This window comes from Segatella copri (assembly GCF_026015465.1).
GTDB lineage: Bacteria > Bacteroidota > Bacteroidia > Bacteroidales > Bacteroidaceae > Prevotella > Prevotella copri_E.
On the sequence record NZ_JAPDUQ010000001.1, the window covers coordinates 1080924 to 1098927 of the forward strand.

General features: G+C 45.7%; 13 protein-coding genes and 2 tRNA genes. 2 read left to right on the forward strand and 13 right to left on the reverse strand.

What is annotated here, in order from left to right:
* Nucleotides 1-7 precede the first annotated feature (7 nt).
* From ONT08_RS04610 to ONT08_RS04640, 7 genes are all read right to left on the reverse strand, one after another.
* On the reverse strand, nt 8-1093 hold the full coding sequence (locus ONT08_RS04610; protein ID WP_264959352.1) for a glycoside hydrolase family 53 protein: 1086 nt from the start codon (nt 1091-1093) through the stop codon (nt 8-10).
* A gap of 18 nt (nt 1094-1111) precedes the next feature.
* A complete protein-coding gene (locus tag ONT08_RS04615) occupies nt 1112-2503 on the reverse strand; it encodes a DUF5114 domain-containing protein (protein ID WP_264959353.1) in 1392 nt (463 codons plus the stop codon).
* Between the two features lie 12 nt (nt 2504-2515).
* A complete protein-coding gene (locus ONT08_RS04620) occupies nt 2516-4177 on the reverse strand; it encodes a RagB/SusD family nutrient uptake outer membrane protein (RefSeq protein ID WP_264959354.1) in 1662 nt (553 codons plus the stop codon).
* A gap of 84 nt (nt 4178-4261) precedes the next feature.
* Entirely contained in the window at nt 4262-7228 is a 2967-nt protein-coding gene (locus tag ONT08_RS04625) for a SusC/RagA family TonB-linked outer membrane protein (protein ID WP_264959355.1), read from the reverse strand.
* 203 nt (nt 7229-7431) lie between these two features.
* A complete protein-coding gene (locus ONT08_RS04630) occupies nt 7432-9393 on the reverse strand; it encodes a pectate lyase family protein (protein WP_264959356.1) in 1962 nt (653 codons plus the stop codon).
* Nucleotides 9394-9411: 18 nt separating this feature from the next.
* Nucleotides 9412-9768, reverse strand: coding sequence for a subtilase (locus ONT08_RS04635; protein ID WP_254972756.1), 357 nt, complete (start codon nt 9766-9768; stop codon nt 9412-9414).
* A 192-nt stretch (nt 9769-9960) separates the two neighbouring features.
* Nucleotides 9961-10033 (reverse strand) — tRNA-Phe (locus ONT08_RS04640).
* A gap of 155 nt (nt 10034-10188) precedes the next feature.
* On the opposite strand from ONT08_RS04640, the gene ONT08_RS04645 reads away from it, so the two are divergent.
* Nucleotides 10189-10264 (forward strand) — tRNA-Pro (locus tag ONT08_RS04645).
* 222 nt (nt 10265-10486) lie between these two features.
* Nucleotides 10487-11299 (forward strand): helix-hairpin-helix domain-containing protein, encoded by an 813-nt coding sequence (locus ONT08_RS04650; RefSeq protein ID WP_259301879.1) that lies wholly within the window; start codon nt 10487-10489, stop codon nt 11297-11299.
* 36 nt (nt 11300-11335) lie between these two features.
* Here the strand turns inward: ONT08_RS04650 and ONT08_RS04655 are convergent, their stop codons facing one another.
* The 6 genes from ONT08_RS04655 to ONT08_RS04680 all read right to left on the reverse strand — a co-directional run bounded on the left by ONT08_RS04655 (nt 11336) and on the right by ONT08_RS04680 (nt 17960).
* Nucleotides 11336-12691 carry a sodium-dependent transporter gene (locus ONT08_RS04655; protein WP_022120224.1) on the reverse strand — a complete coding sequence of 452 codons (1356 nt, stop codon included), beginning with the start codon at nt 12689-12691 and terminating at the stop codon, nt 11336-11338.
* A 94-nt stretch (nt 12692-12785) separates the two neighbouring features.
* The gene (locus tag ONT08_RS04660) at nt 12786-14150 is read right to left on the reverse strand and encodes a sodium-dependent transporter (protein ID WP_022120223.1); all 1365 of its coding nucleotides are present in this window, start codon (nt 14148-14150) and stop codon (nt 12786-12788) included.
* Between the two features lie 166 nt (nt 14151-14316).
* Nucleotides 14317-14817 carry a CYTH domain-containing protein gene (locus ONT08_RS04665; RefSeq protein ID WP_006847608.1) on the reverse strand — a complete coding sequence of 167 codons (501 nt, stop codon included), beginning with the start codon at nt 14815-14817 and terminating at the stop codon, nt 14317-14319.
* Nucleotides 14818-14821: 4 nt separating this feature from the next.
* Nucleotides 14822-14971, reverse strand: a complete 150-nt coding sequence (locus ONT08_RS04670) for a hypothetical protein (RefSeq protein WP_181985920.1) — start codon at nt 14969-14971, stop codon at nt 14822-14824.
* A 21-nt stretch (nt 14972-14992) separates the two neighbouring features.
* On the reverse strand, nt 14993-16120 hold the full coding sequence (gene prfB / locus ONT08_RS04675) for a peptide chain release factor 2 (RefSeq protein ID WP_117586931.1): 1128 nt from the start codon (nt 16118-16120) through the stop codon (nt 14993-14995).
* Between the two features lie 31 nt (nt 16121-16151).
* Entirely contained in the window at nt 16152-17960 is a 1809-nt protein-coding gene (locus ONT08_RS04680; RefSeq protein ID WP_117586930.1) for an AMP-dependent synthetase/ligase, read from the reverse strand.
* Between the last annotated feature and the right edge of the window lie 44 nt (nt 17961-18004).

Genomic DNA, 18004 nt, shown 5'->3' on the forward strand with positions numbered 1-18004 from the left:
AATATTCTTATTTATATGCATCGAATACGGCAGTTGGTTTGCCACTGTTGTCGAACGCTCCCTTGGTATATGCGGACCAACCCAGAGTGGTATAGTTGGCTGGCTTCCAGTTGTTGTAAACTTCTGGTTCCCAATAGAAGATACCCTCGCAGGTAGAAATTGCCTTGCAGCCATCCACCATTTTCTTCATCATTGGCGCAGCCTGGTCAGAGCCCCACCACATACCGATTTCAGAGATGATGACATTGCAGTTGTACTGTTCTGATAAAGTCTTAATATTATTCAGACAATTGGTGGTTAAATCCTGCCAATTGTTATCTTCTGGATAAAGTGACATGCCGATGACATCCCATTTTCCACCCTTCTTCTTCAATTCACCAAAGAGCCAGGTATAACGGCCGAGGTTATTACCCTCATCCACATGCACGATGACTTTAGCTTGTGGATAAACCGCCTTTACAGCATCATAACCGGCGTTGATATAAGCAGCAAAGTTGGCTGCATTCTTAGATACCTGACCAGTTACAGCCTCATCGCTGTTGAAGAGCATTCCGTCGCGGGTTTCATTACCCACCTGCACCCACTCTACGTTGGTTACACCTTTATCCTTCAGGGCTGTCAATACATCCTTGGTATGATCAGCCACAGCTTGTTTCATTTGTTCGGCAGTATAGCCCTGCCATGCAGCAGGAACTTTCTGGTTGCCCGGGTCAGCCCAGGTATCAGAATAGTGGAAGTCAATCATCAGACGGAAGCCGAGCTGCTGAGCACGCCAAGCCTTGGCGATGACATCATCCTTGCCACACCAGCCACCTTCCGGATTTACCCAGACACGCAGACGGATAGAATTGGTTCCCTCTTCGCGGAGGAGCTTCATGCATTCTGTAGCCTTGCCATTCTGATTATAGAATTTCACACCATCCTTCTCCATCTCTGTGAGCCAGGAAACATCGGCGCCCTTGGCAAAACCGCTCATATCGTATGTTTTCTCCTGCTCATGAACAGGAGAATCGTCGCTGCTGCAACTTGTTCCCGTAATAGAGAACAAGAGCGCTGTAGCCAGCAACATGGCTTTTCCTAAAATATTCTTCATTGCTATTTTTCTTATTAATTATTCATATTTCCATGTCATGGTGTTGAGGTCGGCGGTAACGGTAAACTCTGTTTCGCCATTCTCATCGCCAAACCAGATTTTCCAAGCGCCATCACCAGAAGTCAATTTAAACTGCTCGCCATCGGCACCATACCAGGTCTTCTTGTCGTCCTTGTTCTCGCCTACGTAGATGAAGTAGAAGTTCTCCCAGGAAGTTGGCTTGTACTTGCAGGTATAAACACCATCGCTCACCTTGTTCATCACGGCAAGAAGGGTGTTACCATTCTCAGAGAACATGCAGAGAGTATTGCTAGCCTCTGGCTCTGGAGTTGTCTGGTCGCCCTCAACGATGGTATATTCCAATTGACTGTGCTCACCAACCTTCACAGTTATGGTATAAGTACCAGCTGAAGGAATAATCACGCTACCAGCACTTTCAGAGTCTGTCATCTTGCCATCAGCCAAGGTATAGTTCATGGTCTTCACCACAGCTGCAGCATCTTCTGTACCAGTAGCCTTGCTGTACTCAGCGCCTGTAGCTACGATGCTGACTGGAGTATTATCGGCTGTAGTTGTAATGACCTTGGTCCAAGCATAGTTAGGAGCATCGTAGGTCATATCTTCACCATTCAGTTGGAAAGATTTGAGGAGAGTTGGCTTAAATTCCTTAGCCTTTGTATCAATAACTGCATAATAGATACCAGCCTGACCTGGGAACCAGAAACTCCATGCAGACTCGGTATTATCCATTTCGTACACATGACCATCCTGTCCTACATTACCCCAAATGGTACCATCGTTTTCCTTACCCCAGAAGTTGAGCCAAGAAGAAGCATTCATATAGCCGGAATAAACTCCATCAGAATTAGGAGAATAGAGATAGGTAAGGGTTTGTTCCTTAGTATCCTTATCCAAGATATTGATGTAGCTCATATCAATGAGGTATGGAGTAACCTTTACCTGGCAGACATTGCTGTAAGCGGCATCAAGATTGTTACCCATCTGACTCTTGATACGGAAATAGAGAGGTGAACTCACATCAGGAGACAAGCCGAGATCCTTGGCTGCAGCATTGAGGTCTGCACCGGTGAAAGCCTTGGAAAGGTCGGTTACGGTGTATTCCTTTTCTGAAGTAAAGTTCTCTGAGGCTGATACCTGCAGATAAGTTTTAAGCACTCCACTGCCCGCAGGCTTGGTCTCGTCGCTCGAAAGCAAGGTAGGATTCTGCCAAGCCAACGAGAGGACAACGTCCTTACTGTTATCTACAGACAGCTTCACATCGGATGCCGATGCCATCAGATCGGATGCCTTGAAGCCATCCAGATCTATCTTGTCGCCACTCTCGTCGCAACTCACCAGGGCGGTGAGTGCGCAGAGAAGCATCATCAGGTTTCTAAATATCTTTTTCATTCTTTTATCCTATTAATAGTTGTCGTTATGAAGATTTGGATTTGCGGTAAGCTCGGTGTTAGGGATTGGATAGATGTTGTACTTGCTGTCAACAGCCTGTCCATCGTGGGTGCCACCCTTCCACTGCCAGATGTACTTATTAGTAGTAAACTGACCATAGCGAATCAGGTCGGTACGGCGATAACCTTCATGATAGAGTTCACGGGCACGCTCATCGAGAATGAACTGGAGGAAGGCATCATCGTTGGCAAAGTTGCTTGCCCATACATCAGAAGCATTAGAGCGTTCACGAAGCTGGTTAATCCAATAGATAGCACCCTGCTTGCGGGAAGCAATCACGGTTGGATCTGTAGCATCACTACCACCAGCCCAGTTATCCCAGTCACCACCAGTACGAACCACGCACTCGGCATACATCAGATAGACATCTGCCAAACGGAAGAGAGGGAAATCGGTTTCTACACCTGCATCAGCAGTATTAGATGCAGTGGTTTTATCATCCTTCAGGTTGCTCCACTTCTCTGAGAGATAGCCGGTGGCTTCATCTGCCATGCTGGTTACATCCTTGCTCTGACCATTGGTGAAGAACTTGCAACGCTTGTCGCCATTGCCATCAATATCGGTCTGAGAAAACTTATCCACGAACTCAGGACGGAGACGGAACTCACTCCAGCCGGCAGTAACACCATAATCGGCTACATTCTGGTTGGCATTCGACATACTTACCTGTCCACAAACCAGATAAGTAGATGAACCCCAGCTTACAGTATGCTCTGCACTTATCGGCAAGGCAAAGATAATCTCGTTGGTACGCTTGTCGTTATCTGCATTGAAGAGCTTGCTGTAATCAGACTCCAGAGAATATCCCATACCCATCACCTTCTCGCAAGCCTCCTTGCACTCGGCATACTTGGCAACGCCGGTATAAACCTCGCTGTTCAGATAAAGCTTGGCAAGCAAGGTATAGGCAGCGCCCTGAGAAGCCTGACCGTAAGGACAGGTGGATGCCGGAAGCATATCGCCTACACAATCCTTCAACTCGCTCTCAATATAATCGAATGTCTGCTGTGGAGTATAACGAGGAGGGATAAAGCTACCCACAGGGTCATTCTCTGTCACCATCGGAATGTTGCGATAGAAATCGAGGGCATGGTAATAGAACAGAGCACGCATAAAACGGACTTCTGCCTTATACTCCTTCATCTTCTCAGCATCAGCACCTGAGAAACTGGCACTGTTGGCATTGCGCAGGAACTCGTTGCAGAGGGCGATGTTGTAATAGATACGATAATACATATCTGATACCCAGGCATCGTTGGCATCCCAGGAAAGATAAGTAAGACCCGTAGTCTGCTCACCTGTCAGCCAGGTAGAGGCAAATTCATCGGTACCACACTCCTGCATATTGATAAACATACGCATGTAATCGAAACCACTACCATTGTTCAATACGGATTCCATATCCTTATTATCGCCGCCCTTGCCCTGACCACTGGTCACCATGGCAGCGTAAATTTTGCCCAGCACTGCCTCGTAATTGGCAAGTGAGGTATAAACATCCTTAGAGGTTGTCTCTGTATGAGGATATTGGTCGAGATCGGAAACACAGCTGGTTGTGCCTGTCAGCACCGCTGTTCCCATCATCATACTATATAATATATTCTTAAGTTTCATTGTTATTTCTACTTTGAACGTTGAACTTTGAGCTTTATGATCAGGAAAGCCTCAATCTATTAACTATTAACTGTCAACTATTAACTAAAACTGAAGTCCGAGGCTTACTGAATAGGTGCGAGGACGTGGATAGAACGAGTTGTCCATTCCGTTTGGCACCTCAGGATCTGTACCAGAGTAACCGGTGATGGTGAATACATTCTGTACCATTGCCGATACGGTAAGCGAAGCCCACTTGTTGATTTTGCCTACATTGTAACTCAAACTCAGGTTGTCGAGTTTCAGGAAGGAAGCATTCTCTACATAGTAATCTGAGAGATACTGGCGGGTCTTGAAACCTGTCTTCAGGAAGCTGGTGTTGAGGTTGTTGAGCTGTGAGTTGTTGTAGCTTACAGTCTCGAAAGCACCTGTACTCATACCCATGCCGTTGTATACATAGTTGTCGATGTTGGCACGGAAACTCATACCGAGTGTCAGCTGCTTGTATCTCAAGGATGTGCTCAAGCCCATGATATACTTAGGGGCTGGAGAATGATAGCGGTAGAGATCGGCATCATTGATTTCGCCATCGTTGTTGAGATCGGCATAAGCACCCTCGATTGGCTTGCCTGTCTTAGAGTCGTAGAGCTGATGGTATACATAGAACATGTATGGCTCATATCCCTCTGAGAGTACCTGGAACTGGTAAGCATCGATAGATGGACCTACCTTCACGTTGGTCTGGCTTCCACCCTTTGTCAATGAAAGGTTCTTCACTTTCATGTTCTGCCAGGTAAAGTTGTAGCTCAGATTCCACTCCCAGTCCTTGGTCTGGATAGGGGTTGCATTCAGAGAAATCTCGATACCCTTACTATCTACATTACCTACGTTGGTAAGAATAGTCTTTGAGAAGTTGGTACCTGCTGCTGTTGGTACTGATGCCAACAGGTCCTTGGTCTTACGGGTATAGAAATCGATGGCACCACCGATACGGCCATTCAGGAATCCGAAATCAAGACCGAAGTTCCAGGAGGTTGTAGTCTCCCACTTCAAGTCTGATACGTATGCCTCAGGACGGTAAGTATTGATATACTGTCCGTTGATGAATGCTTCGGCACCTGTCACACTGTAGGTATAAACCGGCAGATAGTTGTAGTTGCCGATACCTTCCTGCTGACCGGTAACACCATAGCTGGCACGGAGTTTCAAGTTAGAAAGTACCTTCTGGTTCTTCAACCAAGGCTCTTCTGTCAAAGTCCAGCCCAAAGCAACAGATGGGAAAGTACCCCAACGGGTATCCTTAGAGAAACGGGAAGATGCGTCTCGACGAACGGTAGCCGTCAGGAGATACTTTCCATCGAATGAATAGTTGATACGTCCGTAATATGACAACATTACATGACGGTAATCTGATGCCTTTACGGTTGACAGGTTCGTGCCTGCCGCACTTTTGGTATAATAAAGAGGTGTAGTACTCTTCCAGTACTGGTAATCGTAACCGGCTGTCAGATCTACATTACTCTTGATATCTTCGAAATACTTTGCATAGTTGGCATAGAGGGTAAGCAAGCGGTTCTCGTTCTTCTGAGGACCATACTTGTAATCGCTACCGCCCAAAGATTCATCCTTGTTGTAGCTCTGTGCTGCGTAGGCAGGAACATAAACGGTTCCGTCGCCCTTGGCATAGTCAGCACCCACGGTAGCATGGAGCTTGAGGTCTGGCAGGAAATGAACCTTGTAATCTACATCCATAGAACCGATGAAGCGGCTTACCTTACTCTTTGAATCATACAGATCCACCAGACCGCGAGGGTTTCTTACACCGGCATTCACTGGAACACCATCAGCATCGAGTGCCTCATTATAGCCACCATACTTGTCGTTACCGGAATAAACCGGGATGGTTGGGTTGAATGTGGCTGCTGCCCAAACGGCACCACCATTATTGAATGAGTTGTTATTGAGGGTTCCCTTGGCATTGATGGTCAACTTCAGGTGATCCTGGAAGAAACTAGGAGTCAATACCACGTTACCTGTCCAGCGCTCTACATTGTCCTTGCGAACCAGACCGCTCTGGTTGTAATAGCCTACAGACACGCGGAATGGCAACCACTTGTCGATGCTGCCGCTCACGCTGAGGTTATTATCTGTACCGAAGGCAGTACGGTAAACCTCATCGTTCCAATCGGTATTGGCAGTACCGAGCAATGACTTTTGGTTATCTGTACCAAACTGGTTGATGACATTCACGAATTCATCACGGCTCAGCATATCTACCATCTGCGCACGGGTCTGCAAACTGTTGGTGGTATTGAAGTTCACCTTTACAGCCCCCTGCTGTCCCTTCTTGGTGGTAATGATGATGACACCGTTAGATGCACGGGAACCATAGATGGCTGTAGAAGAAGCATCCTTCAATACAGTCATGCTCTCGATATCAGAAGGATTGATCATGCTGAGGAAGTTGCTGCTGTTACCAGAGATACCACCCTGCTCCAATGGCACACCATCGAGCACGATAAGAGGGTCGTTGCTGGCATTAAGAGATGCACCACCACGCACACGGATGGTACTACCGGCAGAGGCAGAACCACTGTTGGACATAATCTGTACACCCGAAACCTTACCGTTGATCAACTGTTCTGGAGAAGAAACGAGACCTTTATTAAAGTCCTTCGATTTCACGGTAGCTACGGAACCAGTCAGGTCACTCTTTCTTGCCGTACCATATCCGATGACCACGACATCAGCCAGCGCCTTGCTGTCAGATTCGAGTTTCACCTTCATATTGTCAGAGATAGAAAGTATCTTATCAATATAACCGATATAAGATACCTTGATCTTCTTGGCTGAAGAAGATACCTGAAGACTGAAGTTACCGTCAAAATCAGTAACTGTACCGCCCTTTTCGCCTTCCACCATGACAGTGGCGCCAATCAGAGCCTCACCATTCTGCGCATCAGTCACCTCACCTTTGATGGTTCTTGTCTGCGCCATGAGTTGCAGACATCCGATGACGAACAATGCCACGAGAAGCAAACTTCTCTTTGCTAAATTCTGGATTGCTTTCATTGTTTTACTTTTAGGTTACGTTTTACGTTTAAATGCGATTACGTTTAAAATTGTTTTCGGTTGCAAAAGTAGAGAAAAGAGAAAAAAACAGCAGATAGATTTAAGACAAAAATAAAGAAAAAACGGACAAAAGCAAATCTTTATCTAGCTTTTGTCCGTTTTGTCATTAAAGAGACAGGAATCTTTAAATCAGTTCTATACCTTTAGTCTTTAACAGGTACAAGTTTAGTACTGCCACCTTCTGTACTACCAGTAGAACCACCAGTCTCGCCACCTTCGCCAGAAGCACCTTCGCCAGAAGCATTGCTTTCACCGAACACCTTAACAACACCAGAAGTATAAGCGTCAAGAATACTTGCCAAAGCAGGCAATGGCTGCTGGTGACCGTTTGTTACGACTGTTTCATCAGGAATAACGAAATCAATGTCACCATGATTCAAACGACCTGCACCATAGAAGCCTTCTACGATAGAAGGAACATCTTCTGCCTTATCTGCAGCGTATGCATACATGAGGCTTGGGTCCGTATCGAAGTTGTTGTAAGAAGTACCACCAACCAAAGTCTTTACGCTTGCAGGAACCTGCTCACTTGGATCAGAAACCTCGTAGGCATCAAAGCTTGTATTGTTTTCTGCGTATGGGATATAGCTGAAGTTATCAGGCTTGTTGGTAAATACATTGCCGTATGCCTTAATCAAACCACCTTTCTCACTAGAGAAAGTACCATCACCCTTGGCATCAGTACCCTGCAGAGAGCTCATGATAGGACGCTTAACAGCATCAAAGTAGTTAGACTCCATGAATATACTTGAACCACTGGTTGCACCAATACCATAAACATCATTGTGCTGATAGTAGTTGTTGTACATGTGAACACTCATAGTACGAATACGAGCCATACGAGAGTCTGAATGGTCGAACCAGTTGTGATGATAAGTAATATAGTTAGGACCAGTTTCACTCTTCATACCGCACATAGAAGCCTTACCATTATCCCAGAAGCGGTTGTATGCTACAGTAACATACTTAGAATCGCCCTTGATGTCTACAGTACCGTCACCCTTAGCCTGGTCGGCAGCACTACCCTTTTTACCATAGAAAAGATCCATGTTGTGAATCCAGACATGGGAGTTATTGGTATCAAGAGACATGGCATCATCCAGGCAACGCATGATAGCAAAGTTACGGAACTCTACACTCTTGGTATTACGAAGCAAGAAACCAAATCCATATACAGTAGCATCATCACCGACTCCTTCGAAAGTCATGTTCATTACAGAGTGAGCACCCTTACCCTTAACCTGCAAACCTTCTGCAGAACTTGAAATGTGATCCAAATCAGAAAGATTTACCTTACCGATGATACGGAAGGCGATAGGAGTAGTATCCTTGCCCTTAGAATAAGCATCAATAATAGACTGAAGACCTGTAATCGTCTCAAGCTTACCAGTATTAACTGTTGTAGAAACGGTCTTAGCTGTCTTGGCTGTAATATACAGAACCTTAGCACCAGCCTTCAAAGTACCATCATTATTATAAGCACCTACACCATCATACTTGAAATGAGCAAAACCCTCACGGTTGTAGTTCTTTACTACCAAATTAGAAACTGTATTTGCACCAGCAATCTCTTTACCGTCAGCATTTACAGGAACAACCTTTACAGAATAAGTACCAGCCTTCAAACCGAGGACATCGGCACGATAGTAAGAAGCATACTGACGAACCAGCTGAGCATCAATCTTCTTGTCACCTACATATACATTATAAGAAGAAGCACCCTCGAATGGAGCCCACTTCAGGTAAGCAGACTCCTGCCAGCCCTTTGCCTCAGAAATCTGAATCACACCTGCAGGATTGTCAATATCACCACTTCCGCCCTGATCTACTTTCTTAACGAAACTGATTTTCTGAACAGAAGCATCATACTCATCATTCTCTGAACCTGATTTAGGTGCTATGATTGCCTTGTCACCTTCGAACTTCACACTTGTCAAGTCTGCAGTATTATAATACTTCACATCACCCGACTTGGTGGTAACATACATCTGGTTAACCTTGCTGTTACGAGCCACGGCATGGGTAATCTTAAATGTCCATGTCTGTGCCAAAGCTGCACTCAAACTCATCAGGAGGAGTGCCAAAGTAAATACGATTTTCTTCATTTTGCGTTCCTCCTTTTTTTATTTGATAATTACTTTCTTACCATTAATAATATAAACACCCTTAGACAAACCCTGGAGGGAAGAACCTACACACTGGCCCAGAAGGTTATAAACCTTTCCTTGCAATGCTTTCTTAATATCTTCTATCTGGCTGATGCCGGTAGTTTGATAAGTGAAAGAAAGGGTTACGAGCGACATGTCTGCCTGATCAGATGTATTATCTGAATACTGAAGAACAACATTGTCTCCATCAAAGGTAATCTCTGAGACAGTCTTTTCTATGACCTGACCATCAATCTTAACCGTCTGTTTGCTGCCGGCAAATACTGCCGTAGACAACATTCCAGCCAACAATAATAAATAAGCTTTTTTCATTTTAACGAATGTTTGTTAGATTAGTTTGTTTTTGAATTTTACAATGCAAAAGTAGTGAAAAAATAGCTATTATAAAACATCCTGGCGCATTTTTCATACGCAAACGTTTGCACAAGTGTAAAATGGAGTATTATAAAAAAGGGCATAAAAAAAGACTGAATCCTGTTACGAAGATTCAGTCTCATAAAGAAGTGGTACCACCAGGAATCGAACCGGGGACACAAGGATTTTCAGTCCTTTGCTCTACCAACTGAGCTATGGCACCAACTTTCACAAATCGCGATTTATCATTTGCGGGTGCAAAGGTAATACTTTTTTCTGGTTCCTGCAAATTTTTCGGGAAATTTCTTTCAAAAAAAGATAAAAAAGTCTATTTTTGTTGGTGTTATCCATTATTTAATGTACCTTTGCAGCAGAAATCGGGATTTAGCGCAGTTGGTAGCGCACGTCGTTCGGGACGATGAGGTCGCTGGTTCGAGTCCAGTAATCCCGACCAAAAGCCGTCAGATGTGCCGTAAACACTGAGGATTTGCCTTGGTCGTGGTCAAAATGGTCGGCGAAAATTCGGTATCACAAGAACTTAAAAATCCGTAAGCCTATGAAGTTTTTAAAGGATTTTTTTTATATCAATTACCATGAACGGCGAGCATTACTCATAATCCTGACCCTGCTCGTTGTCAGTACCACAATGATTTTCATTGTAGGTTCTAAAGAAACTATGCCCTCAGAAAAACAACAAGCCCATAACGATAGTATCATCAGACATGCCACGCGGCAACAGCCAGGCTATTATGACGAAGGACTTCAGTCGAGCGAAGTATTCGCCTTTGACCCCAATACAGCAAGCCAATCTGATTTCCAACGGCTGGGCCTTGAATCATGGCAAGCCAGAAGCATCATCAAATATCGAAATAAAGGAGGTATCTTCAGGACACCTAGAGACTTTGCACGGGTTTACGGACTAACCAAGAAGCAATTCGAAAAACTGCTGCCCTTTATCAGAATTGGTAAAGACTATCAGCCGGCTGCCAACTTTTACCCAAGAGAAAGATACAACTACGGCTATCAAGAGACAGCTATAAGAACTAGAGATGAAAGGAAGAAAGACACTACCCAATACAGTTATCCACGGAAGCTGAAAGAAGGTCAGTATATCAACATCAATTCTGCTGATACGACCGAACTGCAGAAAATTCCCGGCATAGGCTCTTACTATGCCAGAAGCATCATCCGTTACAGAGAGCGGTTAGGCGGTTTTGTTTCCATGAGCCAGATACAAGAAGTGGAAGGCGTGCCCGAGACAGCCCTCCACTATATGAATATTGATGCAAAACATATCAGAAAAATGAATGTCAACCAGCTCAGTTTAACCGAATTGCGCAAACATCCTTACCTGAACTTTTACCAGGCAAAGGAAATCGTAAACTACCGCAGAACCCATGGTCCGCTGAGAAGTGTGAATGATTTGCGTCTTCTCAAAGACTTTCCACCTGCCGAAATAGAAAGAATCAAGCCGTATCTTGCCTACTAGGGGCAAGATAGCCTGTCTGTAAGTTTGCCGGTTTTGCTAAATGACACCAAACTGGTGCAGGAAGATAAGGAAAATACAGATTGGACAGATAAAACGGATGGTGAACAGGAAAACAGGGAAGAGAGTTCCCTTCAAGGTTCCCCAGTTGGTAAACTCATCACGCACAATCTTCTTTGGCACATACCATCCCAGGAACAGACAGGTGATGAACGACCCCAACGGCATGAGCAGCTGGGCAGTAAAGTTGTCACAATTGCTCAAGAAATCCTTGCCGAAGAAGCCCAAATCAGGTACGGCACCCTGAGAGAGCGAACAGAATACAGCTATGATGCAGCAAACGACGGTCTCGAACCAGGCTCCCTTGGCACGGCTTATCTTACCCTCCTCATAAATAAAGGCGGTACCTATCTCGTGCATCGAGATGGTAGAAGTCAGGGCTGCCAATACAAGCAAAGCATAGAACAACACCGAAATCACATAACCGACAACCGGCATGTTACCGAAAGCCTCCTGGAATACGTTTGGCAAGGTAATGAAGATGAGCGAAGGACCGCTGTCTGGCTGCACACCTACCGAGAAAGCTGCAGGGAAGATCATCAAACCTGCCAATACGGCGATTACCGTATCAATGGTCACAATCTGAGTAGCCGACTTCAAGAGATTGGTCTGTCTGTTGAAGTAAGAGGCATAAGTACACAGACAAGCCGTACCCATGCTCAAAGAGAAGAACGCCTGTCCCAGCGCTTCGAGCAACACGTTTTCATCTACCTTAGAGAAATCCGGCTTCAGCAGGAACTCCACTCCCTTCATCGCTCCCGGCAGAGAGCAGGAAGCTATCACAATCACAATCAACAGGAAGAAGAGCATAGGCATCAGTATCTTGGATGCTTTCTCTATACCATTGCGCACACCGCGTACTACCACCATGTGGGTAAGCAGGATAAAACCTACTGCCCATAAGGTAGGACGGATAGGATCGGCTGAAAAGGTCTGGAAATAGGTCTTCACATACTCTGCATCGCCATGAACACCGCCCATGATACTGGCATAGAGATACTGCAGGCACCAGCCAGCCACTACGGCATAGAAACCCAAGATAATCATAGAGGTGATGATACCCATCAAGCCCAAAGCACCCCAAGCCTTATGCTTACCCAGATTGGTATAAGCACGGGCTGCATTGGATGCAGAATGACGGCCGATGATGAATTCACTCATCATGCCAGGCAATCCGAGTAGGATGATACATACCAAATAGATGAGAATGAAGGCGGCGCCACCATTCTGACCTGCCATATAAGGGAAACGCCACACATTACCCAAACCGACTGCCGAGCCGGCTGTGGCAAGAATAACGCCCAACTTACTACCAAAATTTCCTCTTGTTTCCATTATCTAAATCTTTAATGTGTAGTGTTTGTTGTTTTCCGACGAAACGGGAGATGCTACACCTTATTATATATAGTTATATCCGATTACAAATACTTTATCCGAAGACACCAAACTGGTTCAGGAATACCAGGAAGATGAGGACAGGACAAACGAACTTAATCAGGAAAAGATAAATACCGAAGAGACGGCCCTTCAAGGTTCCCCAGTTAGTAAACTCATCCTGTACGATCTGCTTAGGTACATACCAACCCAGGAACAGGCAGGTAAGGAATCCTGCCAGAGGAAGGAATATCTGACCCGTAACGAAGTCGAACCAATCGAACAGCGCCTTTCCGAAGAACGAAAGTTTATCTGTTGCACCCAAAGAGAGCGAACAGAAGGCTCCGATGATGGCACAGGAAACCGTAACGATGGTAGCACCCTTCTTGCGGTCTATCTTCAACTCCTCGTAGAAGAAAGAGGTATTCACCTCATGAAGTGACATCAGCGAGGTCAAGGCTGCAACCGACAGCAACACGTAGAAGAGCAGCGAGATAATCCAACCCAGTACAGGTAACGATGCAAACGCCTGATTAAAGACATTCGGCAAAGTGATAAAGATGAGCGAAGGACCACTATCCGGTGATACCCCTACAGAGAAGGCTGCAGGGAATATCATCAGACCAGCCAGTACTGCTACCAGCAAATCGATGATGGAAATCTGCAAAGCACTCTTAAAGAGATTGGTCTGACGGCTGAAGTAAGAGGCATAGGTACAGATACAGCCCATACCGATACTCATAGAATAGAACGACTGACCCAAGGCATTCAGGAACACGTTTCTGTCTACCTTTCCGAAATCAGGCTTCAACAGGAACTCCACGCCCTTACCTGCATCCGGCAACAGACAAGCTGCTACCACAATGATCAAAAGCAGGATGAACAGGAGAGGCATCATCACCTTAGAAGCCCTCTCTATACCGCCGCGCACACCATGAATAATCACGAAATGACAAATCAGGAATATCGCTACCGTCCACATAACCGGACGCACAGGATCAGAAGAAAACTCCTTGAAGTAATTCGCCACAAAGGTTGGGTCACCATGCAGTTCGCCCATGATGCTGGCATAGACATACTGCAGACACCAGCCCGAAACCACCGCATAATAGCCCGTAATCAGGAAACCGGTAAGCACCTCAAGATAGCCTACCCACTTCCAAGCAGTACCATTAGAGAGTTTGGTATAGGCACGTGCGGTATTAGAGGCACCATGACGGCCAATGATAAACTCAGAAATCATACATGGAATGCCCAACAGGAGCACACTTCCGATGTATACCAGAATAAAGGCTGCGCCACCTTCCTGACCAGCCATATAAGGGAAGCGCCATACGTTACCCAAACCTACGGCGCCACCTGCTGTAGCAAGAATCAATCCAATCTTGCTACCAAAACTTCCTCTATTTGAATCAGTCATTTCTATCTTTCTATTACTAATTTCTTATTTTTTAATTTTTCTTCGTGCAAAATTATAAAATAATTCTGAAATATATGAATTATTTGAAAGCAAAAATACAATTTTAGTAATATTTATGCAATTTAATCCGTTTTAGGACGAAGAAATGACCTTTTCGATACATTTTCTAACGATATTCAGCCGGCAAGGTATCACGCCACTTCGAGAAAGGATTGCCCAAGAGATGCGAATTGTAGAACCGCTTGTCACCTGTTACCTCCATGCCGATGAAATCAGGTTTCTCATAGGCTTCGGTCTCGCTAGCCAACTCCACCTCTGCCATGACCAGACCTTCGTTATCGCCATAGAACTCATCTACCTCGAAGGTATGACTGCCACTTTTCACCAGATAGCGACGCTTATCGATGACGCCACCCTGACAAAGTTGCAGAAGATGCTGCGCCTCGTCCATCGTTATCTCCTTTTCAAACTCATAGCGGGTCATGCCGCCATTTACCGACTTGCCCTTAATGGTAAGGTAAGCCTTCTCATCCCGTGTGCGAACCCGCACCGTAGCCCCCTCGGCAGGAATATATCCCTGCTGGATATGACTAGAAGAAAAGGCGGCACTTTTGTAAGCGTCGCCCTTCTTAACGAGGAATTTTCTTTCTATCTCTAATCCACTCATAGTTTTATGCTAATGATGCTGCATAGATGGCAAAAAGAATACCGAGGACTATCAAGCCACCGAATATCCACTTGATTACTTTCTCGCCTTTTGCAGCCTGTTTCTTCTGATAAGCCTCATGTTTGGCTCTTCTTAAGTCTTTATTTCCACTCATAGTCGTATATTTTTTAGATTATTATTGTTGTTCGTCATCATTCGTAGGGAACTCCATCAGGTATGCCTTGATGAAATCATCTATCTTGCCGTCCATCACGCCATCTACATCCGATGTCTGATAGTTGGTACGGTGGTCTTTCACACGACGGTCGTCGAAGACATAACTTCTAATCTGGCTTCCCCACTCTATCTTCTTTTTACCTGCCTCAATCTTAGCCTTAGCCTCCAGACGCTTCTTCATGGCGCGGTCGTAGAGTTGGCTCTTCAAGAGCAACAGGGCTTTGGCACGGTTCTTTGGCTGGTCACGGGTCTCGGTGTTCTCGATGAGGATTTCTTCTTCCTCGCCGGTATCAGGGTCAGTATACCAATAACGCAGACGGACACCGGATTCAACCTTATTCACATTCTGACCACCGGCACCACTCGAACGGAAGGTATCCCAGGAGAGCTTGGCTGGGTCAACATATACCTCGATGGTATCATCTACCAGCGGAGTTACGAAGACACTGGCGAAACTGGTCATTCGCTTGCCCTGGGCATTGAAAGGAGAAACACGCACCAGTCGGTGCACACCATTCTCGCTCTTCAGATAACCATAAGCGTACTCGCCGCCCTCTATGGTCATGGTGACGCTCTTGATACCAGCCTCATCGCCTTCCTGCATATCGGTGATAGTAACCTTGTAGCCATGAGCCTCAGCCCAGCGCATATACATACGCATCAGCATCTGTGCCCAGTCCTGGCTTTCTGTACCACCGGCACCGGAATTAATCTTGAGCACGCAGTCCATCGGATCTTCCTTCTGGCGAAGCATGTTCTTCAACTCCAGGTCTTCGATGGCTTTTATCGCCTTGGCATAATCGGCATCCACCTCTTCCTCGGTTACCATTTCGTCTTTATAGAAATCGAAGGCAAGCTGCAGTTCATCGGCATAAAGACGTACGGTCTTATAACCGTCGAGCCATTTCTGGATACCTTTCACCTTCTTCATCTGCTCCTGTGCATACTTCGGGTCTTCCCAGAAGTCTGGAGCCTGAGTGCGGAGCTGCTCCTCTTCGAATTCTACTTTCTTCTGGTCTATATTGAGATAGCGATGCAGAGCGTCAGCTCTGTCCATCACATCCTTCAATTGGTCAGCTGTAATCATTAACTATTAACTTTTAACTTTAAACTTTAGATTACTCCTCATACATCTTGTCAATCTCCGCCTTGTAGTTCTTGTTGATGATAGGGCGGCGAATCTTCAAGGTATTGGTCAACTCACCCGACTCCATAGAGAAGTGGTGAGCCAGGAGGGTAATGCGCTTAATCTGCTCATAATAAGCCAGATTTTGCTGGAGAATCTGGATACGGTCCATCAGCATCTTCTGCACCTTCTCGTTAGCACACAAATCTTCACGGCAGGTGAAGGCGATATGATGCTCACGTGCCCAGTCCTCCACGAGACGGAACTCTGGAACGACGAGGGCTGATACGAACTTGCGCTGGTCGGCAATAACAGCCACCTGATCGATAAACTTATCTACCAGGAGCAACGATTCTACCTGCTGCGGAGCGATATATTTACCATTCGATGTCTTGAACAAGTCCTTGATACGCTCGGTGAGATAAAGCTCGCCATCCTTCATGTAGCCGGCATCACCGGTATGGAAGAATCCATCCTTGTCGAATGCCTTCGCATTGGTGGTATCACGATGATAATATCCCGGAGTGATGGTAGGACCCTTGAGGAGCACCTCATTATCCTCACCTATCTTTACCTGAATGCTGGAGATAGGGCGACCCACCGAACCCAGACTGCGTTTCTTGTCAGAATGATCGCAGGATACGGTGGCAAGACTCTCGGTCAAACCGTAACCCACCACCATATTGATACCGATGGCATGTACAAACTCCTCTACTTCCGGACTTACATAAGCACCCGCTGTAGGGAAGATATTCGGTTTTTCCAAGCCCAACTGCTTGCGAACCATGCTCAAAACGGTCTTGTTGATAATCTGATATTCCAACTCCAATGTCAGAGGAGGGCGCTTGCAGTTTGCCAGATATTCTATATTCCGCTTCTTTCCTACCGCCAAAGCATGGTAGAAGAGTTTCTTCTGGATAGGACCGGCATCATCCATCTTAGCCTTTACGGCGATATAAACCTTCTCCCAGAAACGTGGCACACTACACATACAGGTAGGATGCATCTCTCTCATACTCTCCTGAATTTCATGAGGATAAGTATTGATGGTGAGTTCGGCACCTTCGCTCAAGCAGAGATATGCCCATCCACGCTCAAAGATATGGGTGAATGGAAGGAAGTCAATGACACGGTCCTTTTCGGTAACAGGAATGCACTCGTCGTTTGCCTTCAAAGCAGCATAATACTGGCTATAGGTCAGCATCACGCCCTTGCTATCTCCCGTTGTTCCACTGGTATAGAGGATATTAGCCAAGTCATCCATACTAGCCTGCTTGTAGAGTTCCTCCACTTCTGTCTGACGAGGAAGATTCTCACCCAGCTTCAGGAAGTCCTTGAAATAGAGGGCTGCAGGGTCGTGGGTACTGATGCGCACGCTTGAATCGAAGATGATGATACGTTCCAGAGATGGACAGAGGGCAAAGATACGGTGAGCCTTGTCATACTGCTCCTGTTCGCCAACAAAGAGGAAGCGAATCTGCGCATCATTAATCATATATTGAATCTGCTGCTCGCTGCTGTTGGCATAGAAAGGCACAGAGGTAACTCTGATACCGTACGCACCGAAGTCGGTGTACAGATAATGCACACAGTTCTGCGAGAAGACTGCGATTTTGTCAAGAGGTTTAGCCCCAAGATTCAGGAGGGCATTGCTCACTTGTTTCACTCTTAAGGAAAAGAGGTTGAATGAAATCGATTGCCACTGGTCGCTGCCAAACTTTCTGAAAGTTAAAGCAGTTTTCTCTCCCCATTTCTTGGCGAGATCATGTACCAGTACCGAAAGATGACTATTAATCTGCATAAGCTTATATTTATATTCTGATGCAAAGATAATAGAATTTGTCA